The following is a 23,390-nucleotide window of genomic DNA, read 5'->3' on the forward strand; positions in this document are numbered from 1 at the left end:
TGCTTTTTGCCTTTTGAGCTTTAAATCTTCACGATGGTTGCAGTGTTCTCAACTCATCCAGATGAAGAACCGACAAAATATCCTCGCGCTTTGATTTATTGATAATGACCGCGCAACCAACCAGCTCGGCCCGTGCCTGGCGGATGATTTCGGTGAGGGCCTTGAGGGTTGTTCCCTTGGCAAAAAAATCATCGACAAACAGCACCTTTTCCCCGGGGTTCAAGACCTCGTGGGAGACGTAAAGGGTCGTCGCTTCCTGTTTGGTGTAGGAATAACTGCTGGCGGTATAGAACTTTTTCATGGTGATGGAGCGTTTTTTCTTGGCAAAGATAAAAGGAATCTTCAGCGCGGTGGCAACCGCCTGGGCGACCATGATACCACTGCTTTCAGCGGTGATGATCTTGTCAATCTGCTGATTGCTGAAACGCCCGGCCAGATCCTGCCCGATTTTTTCCATCAGCAATGGATCAACCATGTGGTTGAGAAAACTGTCCACCTTGACGACATCCCCCTGAATCGTCCCTTCCCGGCGAAAACGTTCAACCAATTCTTGTGTAACTGTCATTTGCGATCCTCACGATCATAGGGCAGGCCAAGGCCCTGTGGTTGTTGACTGGCACCTTTCTGCAGGCGAATTGTTGATATGACCAGCACCAGAATAGTAAAAACATAGGGGAGCATCTGCAGGATATGGGTACTGATGTCGGTGCCTATCGCCTGAAAGCGCAACTGCATGGCGGTGATTCCACCAAACAGATAGGCCCCGAACATGGCTTTGCCGCTTGACCAGCCGGAAAAAATCACCAGGGCGACGGCGATCCATCCGCGTCCGGCCGACATGTTCTCAATCCACATGGGGGTCATCGCCAGACTTAAGTAGGCACCGCCGATGCCAACCAGGCCGGCACCGGTAGTAACCGCTAAAAAGCGATAAAGGCTGACTGAGATGCCACAGGTGTCGGCCGCCGCCGGATTCTCACCAACCGTCCGCAGGGCAAGCCCGATACGGGTGCGATAGAGAAAAAACCAGAGCAGAAAGACCAGGACAAAGCTGGTGTAAATGAGCAGATCCTGCTGAAAAAAGGCGCGGCCGAAAATGGGCAGCTGCGACAATCCCGGAATCGGCAGTCGTTCCAGGCCGCCGATGGTTTGCCCGACCATTCCGCGACCGAACAGGGCAGTGACCCCGATCCCGAACATGGTCATGGCCAGCCCGCTGACGATCTGATTGCCGCGCAGTTGTACCGTAATCAGCGCATGAATACTGCCGGCGGCAAAGGTGACAGCAAAGGCAGCCAGGATACCGATCACCGGCGAACCGGAATAAAAGGTGCCGGCAAAACCGGCCAGGGCACCGATCAGCATCAATCCTTCAATTCCCAGGTTGATGATGCCTGCACGCTCATTCAGGATGGCGCCCAGGGTGGCGAACAGAATCGGGGTGCCCGCCCGCACGGTTGCATCAAGCAGGATTTCAACCACCTTTTACTCCTTTGATCAGCTTGACTCGGTACTGGATGAAAAAATCCGACCCCAGCAGGAAAAACAGGATCAACCCCTGGAAGGCATAGACAAAGGCGATAGGCAATTGCCAGAGCATCTGCAAGCTGTCACCACCGACCAGCAGGATACCCATCAGTAGCGATACAATAATGACCCCCAGGGCGCTGCGCCGGGCGAGCCAGGCGATGATAATGGCGGTATAGCCGTAACCGGACGAGATACCGTGCTGAAGCCGATACTGAAGACCGGCAACTTCACTTAAACCCGCAACACCGGCAATGGCACCGCTGAGGAACAGGACGGCAAAGATGGCGACGCCGGTGCGCATCCCGGCGTAACGGGCGGCCTGCGAGTTGCTGCCGATGACCTTGATCTGATAGCCCCAGATGGTGCGTTCCATAAACAGATAGAGCAACAGCGCACAGAACAGCGCAAGAAAGAATCCGCTGTGGAGCCGGGTATCAAAAAAATTGGCGAAACGTGCGGCATCGGCAAACTGTGCGGTCAGGGGGAAATTGAACCCTTGCGGATCACGCCAGGGGCCGTAGATGAGATAATTGACAAATAAAATGGCGATGTAATTCATCATCAGGGTGACAATGACTTCGTTGACATTCCAGCGGGCGCGCAGCAAGCCGGCAACCCCGGCCCAGAGACCGCCGCAGATAAAGGCCGCGCTGAACATGGTGACCATCAGCAGCCAATGATTCTCCAGCCCTGAGAAGAGGGCCACCCAGGTCGCTCCCATCGCCCCCATGTAAATCTGTCCTTCGGCACCGATGTTCCAGATCTGCATACGAAAAGCGAGGCTGACACCGAGGCCGGCAAAGATTAACGGGGTTGCTTTGACCAGGGTTTCAGAGAGGCCATAGCTTGAACCGACCGCTTCGTAAAGAATTTCGCGATAGGCGTCAAGCGGGTTGATACCGGCTGCAAGAATCAGCACACCGGCAAACAGCAGTGCGACCAGGATCGAGACGATCGGTGCGGAAAAGCGCAGCAGAGCCGATGAGATATCGCGCCGTTCAATGACCAGCTTCATGAGGACGGCTTCCGGCGTTCACCGCTCATCATCAGACCGATTTCTTCGCGGCTGGTGTGGCGGGGATCGGCATAGCCGATCAATCTGCCGCGAAACATCACGGCAATTCGGTCACTGAGCTTGAGCAGTTCGTCCAGGTCTTCGGCAATCAGAATGGTACTCATGCCCCGTCCGACACCGTCGACAATGACCTTGTGGATATACTCGGCACTACCGATATCAAGACCCCGGGTCGGGTAGAGGGCGACCAGTACTTTGGGGCTTTCCGACAGCTCCCTGGCAATAATAACCTTCTGAATATTTCCGCCGGACAGGTAGCGCACCGGTGAACCATCTGGGCCGGTCTTGATGGAAAAACGGGCCACTTTGTCCTCTGCGTTGCGGCGGATAGCCGTCTTGTTCTGAAAAATCCCACGGCGGAACAGGGGGTTTTTGAAACTCTTCATAATCAGGTTGTCGGCCACGTCAAGATCGGGAGCAATGCCGATGCTTTTGCGGTCTTCCGGGATATGTGCAATGCCGGAAATATAGGATGAACGGGCGCTGCTGTAGGTGATATCCACCTCTCCGGCAAAGATTTGTCCCTTGCTGACATTTTTAAGTCCGGTCAGCGCTTCCGCCAGGGCCTTCTGTCCGTTGCCGGCGATGCCGGCGATGCCGAGGATTTCCCCTTCTTTAAGTTGCAGGTTGAAGTTGTCGAGATCGGCCAGACCACGATCATTGCGGACCGAGAGGTTGCGGATGTCGAGAACGATCTTTTCAGACATCTGAAAGTTTTTCTGCCATTCAGGGATTCTGTCCTGACCGATCATGAGACCGGCGAGTGTTTCCGGATTAAAATTGCCATGGGTCAGGGTGCCGATGCTACGTCCCTTTTTCAGGACCGTCACCCGGTCAGAAATTTCCATGACTTCACGCATCTTGTGGGAAATAAAGATGATGCTTTTTCCCTGTTGCTGCAACAGGCGCAGGACCTTGAACAGGCGGTTGGCTTCCTGCGGGGTCAGTACCGCTGTCGGTTCATCGAGAATCAGCAGGCGGCAGTTGCGCAGCAGCAGCTTGATCAACTCGATCCACTGCTGGGCACCGATGGAGAGGTTCCAGACGCTGGCGTTCAGGTCGAGATCAAGCTCGAAGGTGTCGATCAGTTCCTGAATCTTCTGTTGGTAATGTCTGCGGTTGTAGATCAGGGGGACCTTGTCCAGGGCCAGGAGAATATTTTCAAAGACGGTGTGCGCAGGTACCAGCATGAAGTGCTGATGGACCATCCCGATACCACGTGAAAGGGAATCGCGGGGGCTGGTGAAATGGACCGGCTCGCCGGCCAGATGCATGTGTCCGGAATCAGGATGATAGAGTCCGGTCAGGACATTCATCAGGGTGCTCTTGCCGGCACCGTTTTCGCCCAGCAGGGTATGGATTTCTCCAGGCGCAACGGTAAAGGAGACGTCGTCAAGAGCGACAACGCCGGGAAAGGTTTTCCTGATATTCTGGATCTGCAGCAGCTCTTGCATAAAAAAATCGGCACGCCCGTTGCCGGGCGTGCCGTCGTAGGAGAACGAATTATTTGGCAAGAGTACCCTGAACGCCTTCAACAAAGAAGTTCATGCTCAGCATATCTCCATCGCTCATGGTTTCCCCGGCAGCAAGGATCTGATTGCCGTCACGGTCTTTCAGGGGGCCGCTGAATGGATGAAACGTTCCGGCGACGATGGCTGCGGTTTGTTCCTGAACCAATGATTTCACCTCAGCAGGGACACTGGAGTGAATATCGGCAAGACCGACGAGCCCGTCTTTAAGGCCCCACCAGATCTGTTCCGACTTCCAGGTTCCTTTATGCACTGCCTCTGCCAGTTGGGTATACAGAGCGCCCCAGTTCCAGACCGGTGCGGTCAAAAAGGCGTTGGGAGCAAAGTGGCGCATGTCGCTGTTGTAGCCGATGACGTAGGCGCCACGGGCTTCTGCTGCCTGCAGGGTTGCCGGTGCATCCTGGTGCATTGCCAGGACATCGGCGCCGACATCCAGCAGGCTGTCGGCGGCATCCCGCTCGACACCCGGATCGAACCAGGTCTGGGTCCAGACCACCCGAACTTCAGCTTCGGGATTAACGCTGCGGACGCCGAGGGTGAAGGCATTGATGCCACGGATAACTTCCGGAATCGGGAAGGCGGCGACATAGCCAATGATATTTTTGGTTGTCATCTTTCCGGCGATGATGCCGGAGAGGAAACGCGGTTCATACATGCGTCCGAAATAGGTGCCGACGTTCTCGGCGGTTTTGTAGCCGGAGCAGTGCATGAAGACCACATCTTTGTTGCGCTTGGCAACATCAATGGTGGCATCCATGTAGCCGAAACTGGTCGTCAATATCAGATTATGACCGCGCCGGACGAGGCCGTTAATGACCCGGGCCGATTCAGCTCCTTCAGGAACGGACTCAATATAGGTAGAGGGTTCAACAAAGGGAAGCTTTTCCATCTCCAGGCGACCGAGGTCGTGGGCATAAGTCCAGCCGGCATCGCCAACGGGACCAACATAGACAAAGCCAGCCTTGACCTGTTTGTTCTCTGCCAGAGCTTGTCCGGCAAGTCCACAAAGCAGTAGCACCAGCACCATGATCATTGTTTTTTTCATCGATTCATCCTTTTTTTTGCATGTCAGAGGAAATGGCAAAAATTGCCGCCGCAGTGGTTCCGAGAGCTTAAGCACCCGCTATGACTAGGGTGAATAAACAGCTTAAAACCGGTTTTTATTGTCATTCCCGCACAGGCGGAACTCCAGCATCTTTTAAGACCGTAACGGCCCATCATCCCCGACAAAAGCACTCGGGGATGATGGGCTGTCTATCCACGGCAGCACTAAGTAATTATTCCGGTTGCAGCTTGCTGTCAATATTATTGTGCTGCCAGTTGGCATCCCACCATTCAATGGGCTGCACCGGAATGCCGTTAACCAGAACTTCAAAATGAAGATGATCCCCCCCGGCCAGGCCGGTTACTCCGCTACGGGCGATGACGTCGCCACGGCTCACCTGCTGACCAACTTCAACCTGGCTCTGACTCAGGTGGGCGTACAGGGTCTGGATGCCGATCCCGTGGTCAATCACGATACACAGCCCGTAGATGCCTAGAAAATCGCTGAAGACAACCTTTCCGGTGTTAGCGGTAATAATTTCAGCCTGGACGGTTGAAGCCAGATCGTAGCCAAGATGCACCGTCCGGTCGATTTCTCTGCCGTTGTACAAATAGGTGCGGTGATCGGCATAAAGTGACAGTGGTGCCGCTCTGGGTTGGCGCAGGAAAGCCCCTTCCCATTGCGGTTCGTTGGCGGTTTCTGTCGCCAGGGCTGCTACTGCAGCGCGGTTCTGCTTGCGGAGCTCCTGGTTGATGTAAAGAAATGTGTCCAGCGGGGTGTCAAATGATGGCACCTGATGAATAAATTCTGGCAGGGTCATATCGAGAAAGTTGTCGGTAATGTTGATCTGACGCTGGCGAAACTGCTGGTTGTTGGCGCGGTAATAGATGCCGGCCTGGCGTTCATTGTCAGCGAGATCGACGGCGATAATGCGCGGAACAAAATCCTTCGGATCCAGGTAATAGGGGAAGGTTACAGCGCTCACATACATGCCTGAGGGCTGCTGAAATGCCGGGAAGAAATGCTCGTCAAAGATTACACCAGTGTGTTTGACGGGTTCATCCAGGGAATAAGTCACCAGCCCGGCACCACCCCGGGTAAAGTTATGGGCACGGCTGATCACCGAGATTGACGGTGGCCGGGAATCATTCAGCAGTTCAAAAGACTCTTCAGCGGTATTGCCTTTTCCTAACCGGTAAATGGCCTGATCGGTGGCACTGACTTCGATGGTGAATGCCCCATCGCGCAGGCGCAGTCCTTCCAGACTCAGTTCGATTGTCGCCTGGTTTAGCGGTGTTGGAAATTCCTGACGGTTCAACGAAATACGCAGATCTCCCTGCACCAGATTGACATCGATAACCTTAAGCCCGGTACCTTCATCATTGACCTGCAGAGTCAGGGGGGTTGCCGGCGAGACCGGCCCGCTGGCCGGGGTCAGGGTCACCTGGGGTGGATTGGTGTCACGAAAATAAGCGATAGCGGCGATGACAAGGGCAATCAATATAACGACAAGTAACAGTTTTTTTAACGATTTCAATGCTTGATCCTTTATATAAGTACAGATTGTGTTTTCATTTGGTGGTTAACAAAACAGCGCTATCATGGATTTTGATCAGGCATGAATAGCTTCTTTGTTCACAGCTAGAGCGGCCTCTTTAAAGGTCTCCGACAGGGTCGGATGAGCAAACGATGTAACCGCCAGATCGTGGATGCTGCCGGCAAAAGAATAGACGGTTGCCGCCGGGGCAATCAGTTCCGAGGCGTGGGGCCCGACAATGTGGACGCCGAGGATCCGTCCGCTGTCAGGAGTGGCCAGTACCTTGATAAAGCCGTCACTCATGCCGCTGCAAAGGGCACGGCCATTGGCGCTGAAGAAGAATTTGCCGGCGCTGAAGTCGATTCCCTTTTGCTTGAGTTGTTCCTCGGTATGACCTACAGACGCAACTTCCGGCCAGGTGTAGGTGACCGCAGGGATGCCCGGATAGTTGATGGTTGCCGCCTGACCAGCCAGGCGTTCGGCAAAGGCGACCCCTTCATCACTGGCTTTGTGCGCCAGCATCGGACCTGCCACCAGATCGCCGATGGCATAAATCCCTTTGGTGCTGGTCTGAAAATTTTCATCGATATCAAGCTGACCGCTCTTGTTGGACGTTAAATCGACCGCTTCCAGTTTCAAATCATCGGTATGGGCGCGACGACCGGCGGCGACCAGGATCTTGTCACAGAGGATCTCTTCCTGTTTGTCGTCCGCATTCAGGGTGACAGTGATTTCTTTGTTACCCACATCAGCTTTTTCCAGGCGGGTCTTCAAGCGGATATCGAGTCCCTGTTTTTTTAGACTGCGCTGCAGGGTTTGAGCGACCTGGGGGTCAGTTTGCGGGAGAATCTGGGGGAGCATTTCCACCACCGTGACCTGGGCGCCGAGGCGGCTCCAGACCGAGCCCATCTCCAGACCGATAACGCCCCCACCGACAACCAGCAGGCGCTTCGGTACTTCCGTCAAGCTCAGGGCATCGCGGGCGTTGATGATTTTATCACCATCAAAAGGGAGGTGCTTCAGTTCGATTGCCTTACTGCCGGTGGCAAGCAGGATGCTTTTGGCGCTAAGTACCTGTTCCTTGTCAGCCCGGATGGTTACCCGGCAGGTATCGCCCTCTTTGGGCAGCAATTCGGCCGCCCCCTGGTAAACCTTGATCTTGTTTTTTTTCATCAGCCCGGCAATGCCGCCGGTCAACTTGCTGACAATCTCCTGTTTGCGGGTCATCATCTGCTTCAGGTTCAGTTTGGCCTCACCCACATCGACACCGTGCTCTGCCAGCTCGTGACGGGTGCGGGCAAAATGTTCACTGGATTCCAGCAGCGCCTTGCTCGGAATGCAGCCCTCATTAAGGCAAACGCCTCCCAGTTGTTCACGCTTTTCCACCAGGGCGACGTTAAAGCCCAGCTGGGTGGCACGGATAGCGGCAACATAACCTCCCGGCCCGGCGCCGATAACGATCAGATCATAATGTGTATCAGACATGGATCATTCAACTCCTTAATCCGTTAATTTGAAGAAGAACGCAGCGCTTTATAGCTTCAGCAGCAGGGTTTCCGGTGCTTCGATATAGGTTTTAACCTGTTTCAAAAAACTCACCGCCTGTTGTCCGTCAATGATGCGATGATCATAGCTTAACGCCAGATTCATGATCGGGCGGACGACGATGTCGCCGTCACGTACCACGGCACGTTCCTGAATTGCATGCATGCCGAGAATAGCACTCTGTGGCGGATTGAGCAGAGGTGTGGAGAGCACCGAGCCATAAATGCCGCCGTTGGAAATGGTGAATGTGCCCCCTTCCAGCTCTTCCAGGCCCAGTTTTCCACTGTCAGCACGAGCGGCAAGATCGCGGATGGTGGCTTCGATCTCATCAAACCTGAGGTGGTCAGCATCACGAATCACCGGCACCACCAGACCACGCTTGCTGCCGACGGCCACGCCGATGTCGCGATAGTGATGGTAGAGAATGTCAGTGCCATCGATGCTGGCGTTGACCTCCGGATAACTTTTCAGGGCTTCGGCGCAGGCTTTGACAAAAAATGACATGAAGCCCAAAGGGACATCATATTTTTTCAGGAAGGCTTCCTTGTAGCTGCTGCGCAGGGCGATCACCCGGCTCATGTCGGCATCGTTGAAGGTGGTGAGCATGGCCGTTTCCTGCGTGGCTTTGAGCAGGTGTTCGGCGATCTTGCGGCGGATGCGCGTCATCGCTACGCGCTCGGTTCGCTCGCTGCGGTCAGCGACCGGCTTTGGCGCCGGTTTGTCCTCGGTTTTTGTCGATTTCTGCTGTGTTTCCTGTTTATCTTTCTGCTCGCTCTCAGCCGGAATGTCATCGACCAGAATCCGTCCGTCGCGGCCACTGCCCTTGAGCTGCTGCGGATCGATGCCGCGCTCGGCCGCAATTTTCGGTACCGCCGGGTTCATCGGCCTGGCGCTGCTTTCAGCCTCATCCTGCCGGTTTTTTTTACTGCCCTCTTCTTTGCTTCCAGAGGCTTCTTTACTGCTGGTCTTTTCTTCCTGCCGGGGCTCTTCTCTATCTTTGTCCGAACCCTCTGGACTGTCAGTTTTTTCGGCAGAGGGGTCGATGCGTCCGATGACCGCACCGATTTTCACCGTCTCGCCATCCTGGGCAAGGATGGTCAGCTTTCCGGCTGCTTCGGCGTTCAGTTCAACATTGACCTTCTCCGTTTCGAGTTCTAAGAGCAGATCATCTTTTTCTACGTAGTCGCCGTCTTTTTTGAGCCATTCCGCAATTTCAGCTTCGACAATCGACTCGCCTACCTGGGGTACCTTGATCTCCATAAGTTATCCTCTATTTTGTCGCTGCAAAGGCATTTAAAAGGATCTGATCCTGTTCTTCCTTGTGGATTCGATGAGAGCCGACGGCAGAACTGGCAGAGGGTTTGCGGCCGACATAGACCGGCTCCTTGCCGATGAGCTCCCGCAGTCGCGGCCGCAGATGATCCCAGCCGCCGCCGTTGGCGATCTCTTCCTGAACCCAGTAGTATTCTGCCTTGTCCGGGTAGTTGCTGATAATCTCCTGCAACAGCTCGGTATGCAAGGGAAAGAGCTGTTCAATGCGGACAATGGCAACATCCTTATGGCCTTCCTGCTCCCGGTATTCGGCCAGTTCGTAATAGATTTTTCCTGAGCACAACAGGACCCGGCGGCATTTTTTGATGGTTTTTGGATCCGGCAGCACTTCGGCGAAATGCCCACCTTCCAGATCGGCCAGATAAGATACGCAGGCCGGGTGGCGCAATAGTGCCTTGGGCGTAAAAATAATCAGGGGCCGGCGATAACGGTGGCGCACCTGCCGTCGCAGCAGATGGAACAGTTGTGCCGGGGTGCTGGGGTTGGCGATGATCATATTGTTGTCAGCACAGAGCTGTAAAAAACGCTCGATACGGGCGCTGGAATGCTCCGGCCCCTGTCCCTCATAACCATGGGGTAAAAACAGGGTGATACCGGTGGGGCGATTCCACTTGGCCAGACTGCTGGCGATAAACTGGTCGATAATGACCTGGGCGCCATTGGCGAAATCGCCGAACTGGGCTTCCCAGATGGTCAGGTCGTCCGGGGTTTCAACCGAATAGCCGTAATCAAAGCCGAGCACGGCCGCTTCTGAAAGCAGGCTGTTGTACACGTCAAAATGGGACCCGGCTTTGCGGGCAATCTCTGCCAGCGGGGTATATTTAACCGCCGCCTTGGTGTCATAGAGGGTTGCATGGCGATGGTTAAAGGTTCCACGGCGTGAGTCCTGACCTGACAGCCGGATCGAGGTGCTTTCATGAACCAGGCTGGCAAAGGCCAGCGCCTCAGCGGTTCCCCAGTCCATCCCTTTGTCTTCAGCGATCATGGCATGGCGTTTTTTCAGGAGCGTGCTGATTTTTCGATGGGCCGAAAATTCTTCAGGCGTGGTTGTCAGCTGGCTGCTCAGATCCATCAGCGTCGCTTGGGCTACCCCGGTATCAACGCGGTCAAAACTGAAGTTGCGGGAGATGTGCGACCATTGTTTGAGGAATATTTCGTGGAGACCACAGACCTGACGCTCCAGTGCCTCTTCCAGATGATTTTCAACGTCTGTCGCAAGCTGTTCCAGCTTTTCCTCGCTGACACCCTCCATGAGTAACTGGTTTTTATAGATGTCGGCTGTCGGGGGTTGATTACGGATTTTTTCGTACATCAACGGCTGGGTGAAAAAGGGTTCATCCCCCTCATTGTGACCATGACGGCGGTAACAGATCATCTCGATGACCACATCCTTGCGGTAGCGCTGGCGATAATCCAGAGCAATGTCGGCAGCCTGGGTCAGGGCTTCGGGGTCATCACCATGGACGTGGAAAATCGGTACATTGAGCATTTTGGCGACATCGGTTGCGTAGATGGTTGAGCGCGAATCCGAGGGGGCAGTGGTGAAACCGATCTGGTTGTTGATGACCAGATGGATGGTGCCGCCGGTTCTGTAGCCATCAAGTTGTGACAGGTTGAGGGTTTCGGTGACCATCCCCTGGCCGGCAAAAGCGGCATCCCCATGAATCAACAGCGGCATGATATGCCGGCGCCCATCCTTGGGATGACGATCCTGGCGGGCGCGGGCCTTGCCTTCAACCACCGGATTGACCGCCTCAAGATGGCTCGGGTTGGAGGCCAGGGAAATACGGATTTCGCGACCGGACACCTTGCGATAGGCGGTATAGCCCTTGTGGTATTTGACATCCCCTTCGCCGACGATCTGGTAGCAGGCGTTGTCACCGAATTCTGCGAACATGTTCTCCAGGGGCTTTTCAAAAATATTGGCAAGCACATTGAGGCGACCGCGGTGGGCCATGCCGATGACAATCTGTTCAATGGCGATCTGCGCTGAACGTTCGACGATATGATCCAGCAGGGGAATGACCGACTCTCCCCCTTCGAGGGAGAAGCGTTTCTGCCCAACGAATTTGCGGTGCAGAAAACTTTCGAAGCGCGTGGCTTTGAGCAGGGAATGATATATGGATAGTTTTTTCTCCAGCGAAAGATCCGGTTTGTTGCTGTTGGTTTCGACCCGTTTTTGTAACCAGCTGCGTTCTTCGGGAATCGGAATATGCATGAACTCGATGCCCAGGGTGCGACAATAGGTCTGCTGAAGGATATCAACAATATCTTTGAGCGGAGCCTGCTCGAGAATAAAGTCGACAACAGAGAAGGTTCGTTTCAGGTCTGCATCCTCAAGACCGAAAGCTGACAGGCGTAAAAAAGGATGATCCAGTGAGCAGGGGGTCAACGGATCGACACAGGCGTACATGTGGCCCAGTTCGCGGTATCGGCGTATCAGCGCCTGAACCGCTGCCGGTCTGCTGTCGGCGGCGACGGCATCGCGGGTGCCGGCGAAGTCAAAGCCCATAAAAAAGGAGCGCCACTCATCGGGCACCTGTGATGGATCCTGCTGATAGAGTCGATACTGGGTTTCAAGCCATTCCGGGCTGACGTTGTGTGTAATACTCATTCGTTTAATCACCATTGACGGCGTCGCAAAAACTCACCAACTGCTGTGTTGCTGCCATCGTCTTACTGCTTCGACGTACATAAGTACACCTCATTGTTCAACGATGACACGCCTTGCATTGGGCGCTTTTTGCTTAGCTATCCAAGCGGATGCTTTTTTGTGAAAGCATCACCATTAGCAGGGAAAAAGTGAAATCCAGCAATTATATCTGGTCAAAGCTGGACAAGTATAAAGCAGTCAACCGTTTGTCGCAATAACGTCAGGACCCAAAGGGGAGAAAAGTCAAAAAATTAAAAAAGTCAAATATATTGTTGACCCGCCATTGGCTTTTCTGCTACGCTCTAAAATACGCATGTTGAAGAAAGGAGAAAGTCCATGGCATTAGAAGTCGGCACAGCAGCAAGTTTAGTGAACCAGGAAATGGCAAACAACAAGACGCAGACAGGTTTTGATGTATTGACAAAGACCACCGAAAAAACAGAACAGATGCAAATAAATGAACAGCAACGTCTGGAAATTGCTGAGCAGACCGGCAAAGGGTTGAATCTGGATGTAACTGCCTGATCCATAAGTTTCCACAGTTGCCGGAACGATAAATCAAGCCGCTAACACTGTACAACAGGTGTTAGCGGTTTTTTTGTGCTGATGTGTCTTGTGATTGCGTCAATGCGTAAGGTTCACCGTCGGCGCCAAGGCGCACAAAAGTTATGGCGGTGCTGAAGACTTCTTCTTCGCTCACGGCCCCCGGTGCGTCGGCATATACCGTCACATCGTAGGTCACCGAGGTTTTTCCCTGATGCTGCTTGTGGGTACTGAAGCGCAGGATAGAGCCATTTTTAACCCGGTGCTTGAAGCGACATGCCGCCATCCCGATGGTCACCAGATTGCAGCCGGGGTAGTCGCGTGAGGCTGCCATCCACGCATTTTCATCAACCCATTTGAGCATGACCCCGCCGAACAGGTACCCGTGGTGATTGAGGTGCTCCGGCCGAACGATGGTAAAATTATCCATGGGGTTGGGCCTTGCCGGCGGCAAACTGCTCTTCCGCATGATAGGAGGAGCGCACCAAGGGTCCGGCTTCCACATGATCGAACCCAAGGCGCCTGCCATAGGCCGCCAGATCGGCAAATTCCTCAGGTGTTACATAGCGTTTAAGCGGGTAATGATCTCTAGTGGGTGCCAGATACTGGCCGACGGTGACAATCCGGCAATCATGGTCGTACAGATCGTGAAGCGCTGCAATCACCTCGGCGTACTCTTCTCCCATTCCAAGCATCAGACCCGACTTGGTGATCACCGCCGGGGCCAGTGTTCGTACCTGTGCAAGAACCGCGAGCGAGCGGTGGTAATCGGCTTCCGGTCGTACGCGGGAGTAGAGCCGTGGCACTGTTTCCAGGTTGTGTCCAAGGATGTGCGGAGCTTCCTGCAGAATCGTTGCAAGTGCCTGTTGATCTCCCTGCAGATCGGGGATAAGCAGTTCGATGGTACAGTCTGGACTGGATCTTTTAATCTCTCGCACCAGGGCGGCAAACTGGCCGGCACCACCGTCGGGCAAGTCGTCACGGGTCACCGAAGTAATAACGGCGTGGTTGAGCTTAAGCTCAGCGATCGCGCCTGCGACCTTTTTCGGTTCCTGGGGATCGGGAGATTCGGTCGGAAGGTTGCCGATGTTGCAAAATGAGCAGGTGCGGGTGCAGTTGTTGCCGAGAATCATGAAGGTTGCTGTGCCTTTGTTCCAGCATTCGCCCTGGTTGGGGCAGGCGGCGCTGCGGCAAACAGAATTTAAACCCTGCACCCGGTGGTACTGGTCAATACGACGATAATTTTCCCCGGCCGGGAATTTAACCTTCAACCAGTCCGGTTTAGCGATACCGTTCTGTTTCAAAACACCCTCATTCTGATAGTCGTATAAAATCATCATCTTAAACTAAAAAGGTCCGGCAGTGCTACTTGTGCCGAACCTTTTTAGCGATATTTGACGGCGTCGCAAAAACTTACCAACGGCCAGGCTGCTGCGCTGATTTCAGCGCGTCGATGTACGTTAGTACGCCTCATTGACTAATAATCGCGCGTTTTGCATTTGGCGTTTTTTTACTTATCCATCCACATTGATACTTATTTTGGCGAAAGCGTCATATTTACGGTCAATGAAGAAAACAGATCAGACCGGCTCAAAATTGGATTTGTCGACACCGCACAATGGGCAGACCCAGTCTTCCGGAATATCTTCGAAAGCGGTTCCCGGCTCAATGCCGCTGTCAGGATCGCCGACCTCCGGGTCATAGATGTAGTTGCACACAACACAGCGGTAACTCTGCATGATGTTTCTCCTTGTGATGGCTGTAGGATGAAGTGAAAAACCGCCGCAACAATTAACAGATCCGGAAAATTATTACAATCCCGGTTGTAATTTTTATTCATCAGCTCGACGTGGTTTTGCTCGGGCTCCGGCCCTCATCCTGACAAATATGAGTGGTTGTAAGGGAAAATTTGCTGATCAGGTTTTGGTGTAGAGCACCGCAATGCCGCGAGCGATTTCGTTACCTAAGGCTTTGAGGCTGTGAGGTTCGTTGGAATCCCAGTAGACTGAATCACCGGCCTCGAGAATGTAGGTGTCGCTGCCGTGCTGCAATTCCACCCGGCCTTCGAGGATATAGAAAAATTCTTCGCCGGGATGGCGGACCGGCTGGGATTGCTCGGTGCGGCTGGGGTCAAATTCAACCAGGAAGGGCTCCATGTGCTTGTGTTGCTTGCCGTAGGCCAGGGAGTGGTAGAAATAGGGTTGTGGCTTGCCGCCGTGATTCGGACGACGGTTCATGCGATCGGCTTCTCCAGCTTTAACGACCAGGCATTTGCGGGTATTGTCCTCCTCCTCAAAGAATTTCTGCAAAGGGACATTCAGTGCCTTGGCGATGCGCAGCAGGGTTGCCAGCGGCGGGATCACCTGATCGTTTTCGATCTGGGATAATAGTGGTTTGGACAGTTCGGTGGCGACGGCGAGATCCTGGAGAGTCATCCGCCGCAGCTGGCGCAGATCGCGGATAGTCAGTCCGATTTTAAGTTCCTTTACTTCAGCTCTGAAGGCGTCCATTGTTCCCCAGTCTATCCCGGCGGTTGAGCGTGGGCAACGTGGCAACGCGCCTGGCCGGGTGGCATTGCAGTCGTTGAAATCACAGTATTTGTTGATAAAAATTCACTCTTAGCCTGCCGGCTGCGGTGGCGTCAAGTCTTGTTGTGCCTGTGGAGACACTGAAATAATAGCGAATAAAGGCTGGAGTGTGTTAAAAAACTTGTCACCTTAAGCTTTTTTCCAGGTGGCGGAAAAAAATCCGGTCTGATGGAGATTAACATGCTAATAAAAGAGGGTCGCGAGCCGATCGAGGCAATTCTGTTTGATCTCGATGGCACCTTGTTGCGGGTGCAGATGGAGCACTTTATCCCCCGTTATGTTGAACGCCTCGCTGCCTATTGCTCCCCCCAGATTAAGGCCCGGCGCTTTTCCCGCGCCATGCTGGACGCCATTCGAGAGTTGATCATTGCAGAGGGGGATGGTCATGTCAGTAATGAGGAGCGATTGTTTGCGCTGCTCAAAAAACAGCTGGGCATCGCAGAGACCCTGGTGCGGGAGTGCCTTGCGCATTACGCTGAGCATCATCTTGATGAATTACAGCACCTGGTGCACCCGATTCCACTGGCACAACAAATCGTCAAGGATTGTCATCGTCGCGCTATCCCCATGGTCCTGGCCACGAATCCGGTATTCCCGCGCTTTATGATCGAGGCGCGGATGGCCTGGGGCGAGCTCGATCTGGGTTGGTTTCGTCATCTGACCAGTTATGAGAACAGCCGTTACTGTAAGCCGCAGGCCGGGTATTTTGCAGAAATCGCCGCGTTCTTGAGAGTGCCGCCCGAGCGTTGCCTGATGGTCGGCAACGACAGCAGTCATGACCTGGCGGCGGCGGCGGTTGGGATGCAGACCTTTCTGGTCGACACCTGGCTGGTGGAACGCAACGATAAAAAATGGCCGTGTCATTACCGTGGTGACCATCGCGCCTTGCAGCAGTTTCTCGAGCAGTTATAGATTGTGCGTGTGAACCAGATGTAAAAACTATTTTGACGTCACCAACCTTTGAAAATTGGAAAAACTATGACCAGACTGACGCAGGAGATGCTCTACCGGGGGCGTATTTTTGATATTACCCGCGAACAGCATCGGATGCCCGACGGGCGCGAATCGACCTTTGAATTTCTGCGCCATCCGGGCGGCTGTGCGGTGTTGCCGGTGATGGCAGACGGGCGCCTGCTGCTGATCCGCCAGTTTCGACCAGCCATCGGTGATACGATCTGTGAGATTCCTGCCGGGCGCCTCGAACCGGGTGAAGATCCGGCCGGCTGCGTGCGCCGCGAGCTGGTGGAGGAAGCAGGGTATAACGCCGCCGGGCTGGAGAGCCTGGGTTTTATCTACAGCAGTATCGGCTTTTGTGATGAGAAGATTTATCTCTTTGTCGCGACCGACCTCGAGCAGACCGAAACAGCTCTTGAACCGGATGAGTTTATCGAGCCGCTGGTGGTTGATCTGGAGACTGCTTTGGCGATGATTGCCGCGGGAGAGATCACCGATGCCAAAACGCAGACAGCTCTGTTGCGTTATGCCTTGAACAAGAGAAACTGATGTTGAATCAATCTTTATGCGCCATGGATATCTCAACCCTGCCATTTAATCGTACCTGTCTTAATGGTTACTTCGAGCTATCAACTCCCGATCGCGACCCCGGAGGTGACGGGGTCTGGGTTCTGCTGCAGGGGATGCGGTTAGGCACCCTGATGGGGGCACCTGAACAGCTTCCCGCCGGCGACTGTCCGGTTCCATCATTAGCGGGCAGTGCCCTGTACCTTGGACAGTGGCAAGGAAAGCCCTGCCGTCTGGTAGAGGTTCCAGACGCTACCGATCTGCCGGCAGCGCTGGAATTCCATCATCTGCGGGCAAGCGAACCAACGCTGCCAGCGTCTTTGTCTTCCCTGGGCGGAATTGGTCTGATGGTCCTGCACTGGGAGTCGACCAGTTGCTACTGTGGTAACTGTGACGGCAAGATGGAAAGATTGTCCGCCGAGTGGGGTAAATTCTGTTTGCAGTGTGGTGCTCATCATTTTCCACGCATCCATCCCTGTGTTATCGGGCTGATCGTCCGCGGCGATGAGATATTGCTGGCCCGTAAAGGAGACTGGGTAACCGGGCGTTACGGACTGGTGGCCGGGTTTGTCGAATTTGGCGAATCGCTGGAAGAGGCAATGGCGCGCGAGGCTCTTGAGGAAACCGGCCTCACTATTACCAATATCCGTTATCTGGGCAGCCAGTCCTGGCCTTTCCCGAGCCAGCTGATGTGTGGTTTTGTCGCTGATTATGCCGCTGGCGACATCGAATTGCGGGACCAGGAGCTCAGTGCCGCGGACTGGTACCGGTTGGATCAACTGCCGATCCTGCCACCATCGCGCAGTATCGCTCGTTATCTGATTGATCGGGCGGGACAATTTATCCACTGCTGACAACCCGACGACTAAGGTTTTTTTGACAAAAAAAGGCAGGTTATGAACCGATTTAGCGCTGAACAATTGAAAAAGTTTGCTGAAGCGATCTTGACGGTCGCCGGAAGCAGCTATTACGAGGCAGACATTGTGGCCGACCATCTGGTAGCGGCCAATCTCGCCGGACATGACAGCCATGGCATCGGCATGCTGCCGGCTTACGTCAACAGCCTTAACGTTGGCGCCCTGTTCCCGGATGCCAAGCTGGATCAGGTCGTGGATCAGGGATCGATGCTGCTTTTTGACGGCCACCGGGGTTACGGCCAGCGGCTGGCCAGAGAGGCAATGGAGAGAGCAATAACGCGTTGCCGCCAAACCGGACTGGTTTTTATGGGACTGCGCAATGCTCATCATATGGGCCGTATTGGCAGTTATGGGGAGCAGGCGATTGAAGCCGGCCTGGTTTCCCTCCATTTTGTCAATGTCGTCGATCACCGCCCCCTGGTCGCTCCTTATGGAGGTACCGCGGCACGCTATTCCACCAACCCCATCTGCTTTGCCATGCCGGCCACAACCGACAGCGCTGCGGTCCTGCTCGATATGGCGACCAGTAAGACGGCGTTGGGCAAGGTCCGGGTGGCGATGAACAAGGGGGAGCAGATGGCTGCCGGTACTCTGTATGACGGGAGCGGCAAGGCAACAACCGACCCTTCGGTGATGTTCACGGAACCGTTCGGAGCCATTACCTCCCTGGGTGAGTATAAGGGTTACGGAATGGCGCTGTTCTGTGAATTGCTCGCCGGCGTGTTGACCGGTGGCGGCACAATCCAGCCGGATAATCCGAAGTTGGGTGGTATTATCAATCACATGGCGACGATCCTTGTCGATCCGCAGCGGCTGGTGGATCATCAGTGGATGGCCGCTGAGGTTGCAGCGCTGGTGGCGTATGTGAAATCTGCACCGGCGGACAATCCGGATTGCCCGGTTCTGGTGGCCGGTGAGCCGGAACAACTGGTGCGCAATGAGCGCCAACAAGAGGGAATACCGATTGATGTGACAACCTGTGAGCAGCTGGTTGCGGCGGCACAACAGGTTGGTATTGATCTCAGCACAGCGGAAACTCTGCTTGGCGGTATAAAAGCCCATATCTAGCTTAGAAAATCAGTGCTTTGTTTAAGCCTGTACTTGACCGGCATTGATCGCTTCAGATAAAACTAACACTTGAGAATCTCGGGAAGAAAATCCTATTAACCACCAATAATGCATCAGGAGGAACGTCGATTATGAAACGTCGCGATTTTATCAAAACAGCTGCTGTCGGTGCCGGTGTCGCGGTCTCGGCCGTTGCCGCCCCCGCCATTGCCCAGCAGCGTTATAACTGGCGCATGGTCACAACCTGGCCGAAAAACTTCCCGGGACTGGGCGTCGGTGCGCAGCGCCTTGCCGACCGGATGACCGCGATGTCGGATGGTCGACTCAATGTCCGCGTTTATTCAGCCGGAGAACTGGTGCCGCCGCTGCAATCATTTGATGCGGTGATTGAAGGTTCGGCGGAGATGAGTCACGGCGCCGCCTACTACTGGCAGAACAAGAGTCCGGCGACCTCTTTTTTTACCGGGGTGCCATTCGGAATGACGTCACGTGAACTGACGGCCTGGGTTCGTTACATGGGCGGGCAGGAAATCTGGGACAAAGTGTATGACCAGTTCGGGGTCAAAGGCTTTTTATCCGGTGATACCGGAACTCAGGCTGGTGGCTGGTTCCGTAAGGAAATCAACAGCCTGGCTGATATCCAGGGGCTCAATTTCCGTACTCCGGGTTTAGGTGGTCAGGTGTGGCAGCGGATGGGTGCCAACGTGGTCAACATGGCTGCCGGTGAGATCTATCAGGCACTGCAGTCGGGCGCCCTGGATGCGGCTGAGTTTGTCGGTCCCTACAACGATCTGGCCCTGGGATTCTATCAGATCTGCAAGGAATATTATCTGCCCAGCTTTACCGAGCCCGGTCTGGCTACCGAGCTGGTTGTCAACAAGTCGAAATTTGCAGAGCTGCCGAAAGATCTGCAGCAGATTGTGGAAGTTGCCTGCCAGGCGGAATATGATCAGATTGCATCCGATTTCTACGCCAATGATCCGATAGCCCTGAAGACCCTGGTAGAGCAGCATGGAGTGAATCTTAGAACGTTCCCCGAGGATCTGCTGGAGGCGGGTGCCAAGGCGTCCATGGAGATCATCAACGGCCTGCGCGAACATCGTGATGCCCTGACCCGTGAAACCGCGGAGAGTTTCGTCAAAAACCTCACCCTGCTGCAAAGCCGCACCGAGAAAGTCGATCAGGGCTTTATCGCGGCACGTGCGAAGTACGTCAAATACAGCTGATCATTCTTTTCAGCAAACACATCGGGGCGGTTGAAGTAGCGTACTTCAACCGCCCTTTTTTAATATCAACATGAAGATCAGCACCAGAACCGCTGGATTACCAGAAACCCCCACCCGGATCGCCGTTCTTAGAAATCCTGCATTATAGGAAACGCCCACGATGTGGCATCCGTGGGCGCTTCGTGTTGTGTGGGTCGTGATTTCATCTCACGGCCCTCTAGTCTCCGAATCTATTCCCAGCGACCGTCACGCCGGCGACGCAGTTCGATATCGATCGACTCAACCCGTCCTTGACCACTGATAAATGAACTAAGTAGCAGGCTGACGAGGCTGATAACCAGCGATCCGAGCAGGGCGGAGCCGAATCCGTCTACTACGAGGCCCCCTGCGACACCCGAAGTCATCAGCAACAATAGAGCATTGATCACAAAAGTAAATAAACCAAGGGTTAACACATTGATCGGCAGGGTCAGAATTAACAGGATCGGTCGGAAAAATGCATTAAGAATCCCCAACACCAGGGCGGCAATGAGTGCAGACCCGTAACCATCAACGTGAATACCCTCAAAGAGATGGGCGGCCACCATAATAGCAATAGATAGAATAAGCCACCGCAGTATAAGTCCCTTCATACGTAAACCACCCCCTTCACCACTCTGAAAAATTCACTGAAATTCTATCTCATCGGCCAATGGTGTCAAATAATGTATTGCCCTATGACCAACTCCGGATTCTCAAAATAATCGATGTGTTTTACCTTTTTATTAAAGCAGGCTCTGCCCATGAAATGCAACCTGTGGTTAATCAACTGAAACCCGTATTTATGAGATATATTATTCATTCTCACAAATATTCGCTGCCCTGGAAGCTGCACCATCTTCTCGCTTTGCCAGAAAATCCATGAAAACCGAGGGCGGGGTTTGTATCAGAACCTCAAGATGGTTTTGATCAAAGCGCGCATAGAAGCAGGAATCAGAGCATTTAAAGGTGAACTTCCAGATCCATTCTTTTTTCATGCAAAACGCGGATAACTTTGATGCCACCGGCAACCTGTTCGCGGTAAAAAACGACATGCTGACCGGAAGGAAATTTGCGGTACCCAGAACGGATTACGTCACACCGCTGGCCTGATGATACAGATGATCAGCGCCGGGCGCCGCACATCCAACCGGATCAGGTTATTGCGAGCGAAGGGGCGTCAGCGACCGTAGAGAAGATTGGGCAGCCAGGTGACCAGATCAGGAAAGATCACGAGAATGAAGATTGCCACCAGCTGCAGTACTACAAAGGGCAGGGCGCCTTCATAAATCATGCGGGTTGATACTGTCCCTGGTGCCACTCCGCGCAGATAAAACAGGGAAAAACCGAAAGGTGGGGTCAGAAAGCTGGTCTGCAGGTTCACGGCCACCATGACCCCCAGCCAGACCGGGTCTACGTCCATCATTAACAGAACCGGTGCCGTGATCGGCAGAATGATGAAGATGATTTCAAAGGTGTCGAGGATGAAGCCGAGCAGAAACATCAGCAGCATCACAAACAGGATTGCGCCTATTTTCCCGCCGGGCAGCTGATGTAAAAATTCCCCGACCAGTTCATCCCCGCCCATCATCCGGAATACCAGGGAAAAAACCGACGCACCCAGGAGGATGACAAAGATCATGGTGGTGATGTTGGCGGTAGCCAGCATGGTCTGCCGCAGGCTCTTCAGGTTCAGGCGTCGGCGCGTGGCAGCGAGAATAATGGCACCTACGGCGCCCACGGAAGCGGACTCAGTCGGGGTAGCGATACCACCGAGAATGGAGCCCAGTACGGCAAAAATCAGCAGTAGCGGCGGCAGCAGACTGACCAGTACGTCCTTCCACAGATCGGCGCGTTCCTGCTCCGTGACCACCAGGGCAGGGCACGATTCCGCCCGGAAAAAAGCTTTCCATGTCATCCAGCTCATATACAGGGCGATAAGCAGCAACCCCGGCACGAAAGCTCCGGCGAACAGATCCCCGACCGAGACCGGGGTCGGAGCAAAATTTCCCATCTGCATCTGAACCTGGGCATTGATGCCGGAGAGCATGTCTCCCATAAAGATCAATACGGTTGAGGGGGGAATGATCTGCCCCAGGGTCCCCGACGCGCAGATGACGCCGCTGGCCAGACGGGGGTCATAGCCGGCCCGCAGCATGGCCGGCAGGGACAGCAGTCCCATGGTGACAACCGTCGCGCCGACAATGCCGGTGGAAGCGGCCAGCAAGGCGCCGACGACGATCACTGAAAGCCCCAGCCCGCCGCGAAGGCTACCGAACAGCCGTCCCATGGTGATCAGCAGTTTTTCCGCGATACCGGAACGTTCCAGCATCATCCCCATGAAAATAAACAAAGGAACAGCGACCAGGACTTCGTTGAGCATAACGCCGACATAGCGGGAGGCCAGGCTGTTGAAGTTGGACGGGTCAAAGACTCCCAGCAGATAGCCGATCCCGGCAAAAGCAACGGAGGTGCCTGCCAGGGAAAAAGCGACCGGGAACCCCAGCATCAATACACCGATAATGGCAAAAAACATCAGCAGGGAAAGCAGTTCACCAATCAGCACCAGATCCATATCAGGATTCCTCCCGATAGCGATAGGCATCAGGCAGCAATTCTTCCTGGTTCAGCAACACCAGAATCCCGCGTAAAAACATGGCCAGGGCCTGAAGGGCGACGACAAAGGCGAAAAAGAGGATGAAGCTTTTAATAATAAACAGGCCCGGCAGACCGCCAAAGTTGGGCGAGCTTTCCATAAAACGCCAGGATCTTTCCACGTAAGCCCAACTCCAGCTGGACAGGACCCAGACGAAAGGCCCGATAAAAAAGAGGCTGCCGAACATGTCGACCAGCGCCTTGTGTCGCCGACCGGCCGGACGGTAAAAGATATCTACCCGGACATGGGAATTGTTGAACAGGGCAAAGCCGGCGATTCCCATAAACATCATGGCGTTGAGCCAGACGTAGAGATCCTGAAGCCAGATAAAACCGGTGGAAAAAGCATAACGCAGAACGACGACAGTAAAGCAGACCAGAACGATTCCCAGGGAAAACCAGGAAAAGAAGTGTCCGAGAAAGATATTGAAGCGACTGATAGTGCGAATCAGCAGAGCAAGTGTCTGCATATTGTGAACCCCTGAACCATGGTGCTGAAGTTGATAGACGACAAAAGGACGCAGCCCAGCCAAGAATAAATTGGTCTGACAACTGTTAGATGGGCGAATCTAGTTGATTTATATGAGAATGTCCAGACATGAGGGGAC

At 54.1% G+C, this 23,390-nt stretch carries 22 protein-coding genes and 1 pseudogene; 6 read left to right on the top strand and 17 right to left on the bottom strand.

Going from position 1 to position 23,390, the window contains the following annotated elements; all coding sequences use genetic code 11:
• Window positions 1-28: 28 nt before the first annotated feature.
• The 9 genes from AC1931_RS08570 to AC1931_RS08610 all read right to left on the bottom strand — a co-directional run bounded on the left by AC1931_RS08570 (window position 29) and on the right by AC1931_RS08610 (window position 12,207).
• Window positions 29-565, bottom strand: a complete 537-nt coding sequence (locus AC1931_RS08570; RefSeq protein WP_483876834.1) for a phosphoribosyltransferase family protein — start codon at window positions 563-565, stop codon at window positions 29-31.
• Window positions 562-1,482, bottom strand: a complete 921-nt coding sequence (locus tag AC1931_RS08575) for an ABC transporter permease (protein WP_483876835.1) — start codon at window positions 1,480-1,482, stop codon at window positions 562-564. The genes AC1931_RS08570 and AC1931_RS08575 overlap by 4 nt, the downstream gene beginning before the upstream one ends.
• Window positions 1,475-2,545 (bottom strand): ABC transporter permease, encoded by a 1,071-nt coding sequence (locus AC1931_RS08580; protein WP_483876836.1) that lies wholly within the window; start codon window positions 2,543-2,545, stop codon window positions 1,475-1,477. The genes AC1931_RS08575 and AC1931_RS08580 overlap by 8 nt, the downstream gene beginning before the upstream one ends.
• On the bottom strand, window positions 2,542-4,119 hold the full coding sequence (locus AC1931_RS08585) for an ABC transporter ATP-binding protein (RefSeq protein ID WP_483876837.1): 1,578 nt from the start codon (window positions 4,117-4,119) through the stop codon (window positions 2,542-2,544). Before AC1931_RS08585 ends, AC1931_RS08580 begins: the two co-directional genes overlap by 4 nt.
• A complete protein-coding gene (locus AC1931_RS08590) occupies window positions 4,109-5,179 on the bottom strand; it encodes a BMP family ABC transporter substrate-binding protein (protein ID WP_483876838.1) in 1,071 nt (356 codons plus the stop codon). Before AC1931_RS08590 ends, AC1931_RS08585 begins: the two co-directional genes overlap by 11 nt.
• 232 nt (window positions 5,180-5,411) lie before the next feature.
• The gene (locus AC1931_RS08595; RefSeq protein WP_483876839.1) at window positions 5,412-6,716 is read right to left on the bottom strand and encodes a M23 family metallopeptidase; all 1,305 of its coding nucleotides are present in this window, start codon (window positions 6,714-6,716) and stop codon (window positions 5,412-5,414) included.
• Between the two features lie 75 nt (window positions 6,717-6,791).
• Window positions 6,792-8,201 (bottom strand): dihydrolipoyl dehydrogenase, encoded by a 1,410-nt coding sequence (lpdA, locus tag AC1931_RS08600; protein ID WP_483876840.1) that lies wholly within the window; start codon window positions 8,199-8,201, stop codon window positions 6,792-6,794.
• Between the two features lie 48 nt (window positions 8,202-8,249).
• Entirely contained in the window at window positions 8,250-9,521 is a 1,272-nt protein-coding gene (odhB, locus tag AC1931_RS08605; RefSeq protein WP_483876841.1) for a 2-oxoglutarate dehydrogenase complex dihydrolipoyllysine-residue succinyltransferase, read from the bottom strand.
• Window positions 9,522-9,531: 10 nt separating this feature from the next.
• Window positions 9,532-12,207, bottom strand: a complete 2,676-nt coding sequence (locus AC1931_RS08610; RefSeq protein ID WP_483876842.1) for a 2-oxoglutarate dehydrogenase E1 component — start codon at window positions 12,205-12,207, stop codon at window positions 9,532-9,534.
• Between the two features lie 375 nt (window positions 12,208-12,582).
• Between AC1931_RS08610 and AC1931_RS08615 the strand changes: the two genes are divergently transcribed.
• Window positions 12,583-12,771: a hypothetical protein gene (locus AC1931_RS08615; RefSeq protein WP_483876843.1), complete on the top strand. Its 189-nt coding sequence runs from the start codon at window positions 12,583-12,585 to the stop codon at window positions 12,769-12,771.
• Between the two features lie 61 nt (window positions 12,772-12,832).
• Here AC1931_RS08615 and AC1931_RS08620 read toward each other — a convergent pair whose 3' ends face one another.
• From AC1931_RS08620 to AC1931_RS08635, 4 genes are all read right to left on the bottom strand, one after another.
• Window positions 12,833-13,219 carry an acyl-CoA thioesterase gene (locus AC1931_RS08620; protein WP_483876844.1) on the bottom strand — a complete coding sequence of 129 codons (387 nt, stop codon included), beginning with the start codon at window positions 13,217-13,219 and terminating at the stop codon, window positions 12,833-12,835.
• Window positions 13,212-14,126, bottom strand: coding sequence for a lipoyl synthase (gene lipA, locus AC1931_RS08625; protein WP_483876936.1), 915 nt, complete (start codon window positions 14,124-14,126; stop codon window positions 13,212-13,214). The genes AC1931_RS08620 and lipA overlap by 8 nt, the downstream gene beginning before the upstream one ends.
• Window positions 14,127-14,369: 243 nt before the next feature.
• Window positions 14,370-14,528 (bottom strand): rubredoxin, encoded by a 159-nt coding sequence (rd, locus tag AC1931_RS08630; protein WP_483876845.1) that lies wholly within the window; start codon window positions 14,526-14,528, stop codon window positions 14,370-14,372.
• A 177-nt stretch (window positions 14,529-14,705) separates the two neighbouring features.
• The gene (locus tag AC1931_RS08635) at window positions 14,706-15,299 is read right to left on the bottom strand and encodes a helix-turn-helix domain-containing protein (protein WP_483876846.1); all 594 of its coding nucleotides are present in this window, start codon (window positions 15,297-15,299) and stop codon (window positions 14,706-14,708) included.
• A gap of 258 nt (window positions 15,300-15,557) precedes the next feature.
• On the opposite strand from AC1931_RS08635, the gene AC1931_RS08640 reads away from it, so the two are divergent.
• From AC1931_RS08640 to AC1931_RS08660, 5 genes are all read left to right on the top strand, one after another.
• Window positions 15,558-16,289: an HAD family hydrolase gene (locus AC1931_RS08640; RefSeq protein WP_483876847.1), complete on the top strand. Its 732-nt coding sequence runs from the start codon at window positions 15,558-15,560 to the stop codon at window positions 16,287-16,289.
• A gap of 66 nt (window positions 16,290-16,355) precedes the next feature.
• Window positions 16,356-16,880 (top strand): NUDIX domain-containing protein, encoded by a 525-nt coding sequence (locus AC1931_RS08645; protein ID WP_483876848.1) that lies wholly within the window; start codon window positions 16,356-16,358, stop codon window positions 16,878-16,880.
• Complete coding sequence (nudC, locus tag AC1931_RS08650) at window positions 16,880-17,752, top strand: NAD(+) diphosphatase (RefSeq protein ID WP_483876849.1); 873 nt, start codon at window positions 16,880-16,882, stop codon at window positions 17,750-17,752. The genes AC1931_RS08645 and nudC overlap by 1 nt, the downstream gene beginning before the upstream one ends.
• 42 nt (window positions 17,753-17,794) lie before the next feature.
• Window positions 17,795-18,883 carry a malate/lactate/ureidoglycolate dehydrogenase gene (locus AC1931_RS08655; RefSeq protein WP_483876850.1) on the top strand — a complete coding sequence of 363 codons (1,089 nt, stop codon included), beginning with the start codon at window positions 17,795-17,797 and terminating at the stop codon, window positions 18,881-18,883.
• A 131-nt stretch (window positions 18,884-19,014) separates the two neighbouring features.
• Window positions 19,015-20,109 (top strand): TRAP transporter substrate-binding protein, encoded by a 1,095-nt coding sequence (locus tag AC1931_RS08660; RefSeq protein ID WP_483876851.1) that lies wholly within the window; start codon window positions 19,015-19,017, stop codon window positions 20,107-20,109.
• A gap of 230 nt (window positions 20,110-20,339) precedes the next feature.
• Here the strand turns inward: AC1931_RS08660 and AC1931_RS08665 are convergent, their stop codons facing one another.
• The 4 genes and pseudogenes from AC1931_RS08665 to AC1931_RS08680 all read right to left on the bottom strand — a co-directional run bounded on the left by AC1931_RS08665 (window position 20,340) and on the right by AC1931_RS08680 (window position 23,252).
• On the bottom strand, window positions 20,340-20,741 hold the full coding sequence (locus AC1931_RS08665) for a phage holin family protein (RefSeq protein WP_483876852.1): 402 nt from the start codon (window positions 20,739-20,741) through the stop codon (window positions 20,340-20,342).
• Window positions 20,742-21,090: 349 nt separating this feature from the next.
• A pseudogene (locus tag AC1931_RS08670) lies at window positions 21,091-21,225 on the bottom strand (type II toxin-antitoxin system RelE/ParE family toxin); the annotation flags it as partial.
• A gap of 82 nt (window positions 21,226-21,307) precedes the next feature.
• The gene (locus AC1931_RS08675; protein ID WP_483876853.1) at window positions 21,308-22,702 is read right to left on the bottom strand and encodes a TRAP transporter large permease; all 1,395 of its coding nucleotides are present in this window, start codon (window positions 22,700-22,702) and stop codon (window positions 21,308-21,310) included.
• Window position 22,703: 1 nt separating this feature from the next.
• Window positions 22,704-23,252 carry a TRAP transporter small permease subunit gene (locus AC1931_RS08680; protein WP_483876854.1) on the bottom strand — a complete coding sequence of 183 codons (549 nt, stop codon included), beginning with the start codon at window positions 23,250-23,252 and terminating at the stop codon, window positions 22,704-22,706.
• Window positions 23,253-23,390 lie beyond the last annotated feature (138 nt).

It is taken from the genome of Pelovirga sp. C15f (assembly GCF_057178085.1).

Bases quoted from the DNA above. Each gene is read 5' to 3' on its own strand.
- AC1931_RS08570 (WP_483876834.1), bottom strand. From the start codon at position 565: ATGACAGTTACACAAGAATTGGTTGAACGTTTTCGCCGGGAAGGGACG.
- AC1931_RS08580 (WP_483876836.1), bottom strand. From the start codon at position 2,545: ATGAAGCTGGTCATTGAACGGCGCGATATCTCATCGGCTCTGCTGCGC.
- AC1931_RS08590 (WP_483876838.1), bottom strand. From the start codon at position 5,179: ATGAAAAAAACAATGATCATGGTGCTGGTGCTACTGCTTTGTGGACTT.
- lpdA (WP_483876840.1), bottom strand. From the start codon at position 8,201: ATGTCTGATACACATTATGATCTGATCGTTATCGGCGCCGGGCCGGGA.
- odhB (WP_483876841.1), bottom strand. From the start codon at position 9,521: ATGGAGATCAAGGTACCCCAGGTAGGCGAGTCGATTGTCGAAGCTGAA.
- AC1931_RS08610 (WP_483876842.1), bottom strand. From the start codon at position 12,207: ATGAGTATTACACACAACGTCAGCCCGGAATGGCTTGAAACCCAGTAT.
- AC1931_RS08615 (WP_483876843.1), top strand. From the start codon at position 12,583: ATGGCATTAGAAGTCGGCACAGCAGCAAGTTTAGTGAACCAGGAAATG.
- AC1931_RS08620 (WP_483876844.1), bottom strand. From the start codon at position 13,219: ATGGATAATTTTACCATCGTTCGGCCGGAGCACCTCAATCACCACGGG.
- lipA (WP_483876936.1), bottom strand. From the start codon at position 14,126: ATGATTTTATACGACTATCAGAATGAGGGTGTTTTGAAACAGAACGGT.
- rd (WP_483876845.1), bottom strand. From the start codon at position 14,528: ATGCAGAGTTACCGCTGTGTTGTGTGCAACTACATCTATGACCCGGAG.
- AC1931_RS08635 (WP_483876846.1), bottom strand. From the start codon at position 15,299: ATGGACGCCTTCAGAGCTGAAGTAAAGGAACTTAAAATCGGACTGACT.
- AC1931_RS08640 (WP_483876847.1), top strand. From the start codon at position 15,558: ATGCTAATAAAAGAGGGTCGCGAGCCGATCGAGGCAATTCTGTTTGAT.
- AC1931_RS08645 (WP_483876848.1), top strand. From the start codon at position 16,356: ATGACCAGACTGACGCAGGAGATGCTCTACCGGGGGCGTATTTTTGAT.
- nudC (WP_483876849.1), top strand. From the start codon at position 16,880: ATGTTGAATCAATCTTTATGCGCCATGGATATCTCAACCCTGCCATTT.
- AC1931_RS08655 (WP_483876850.1), top strand. From the start codon at position 17,795: ATGAACCGATTTAGCGCTGAACAATTGAAAAAGTTTGCTGAAGCGATC.
- AC1931_RS08660 (WP_483876851.1), top strand. From the start codon at position 19,015: ATGAAACGTCGCGATTTTATCAAAACAGCTGCTGTCGGTGCCGGTGTC.
- AC1931_RS08665 (WP_483876852.1), bottom strand. From the start codon at position 20,741: ATGAAGGGACTTATACTGCGGTGGCTTATTCTATCTATTGCTATTATG.
- AC1931_RS08675 (WP_483876853.1), bottom strand. From the start codon at position 22,702: ATGGATCTGGTGCTGATTGGTGAACTGCTTTCCCTGCTGATGTTTTTT.
- AC1931_RS08680 (WP_483876854.1), bottom strand. From the start codon at position 23,252: ATGCAGACACTTGCTCTGCTGATTCGCACTATCAGTCGCTTCAATATC.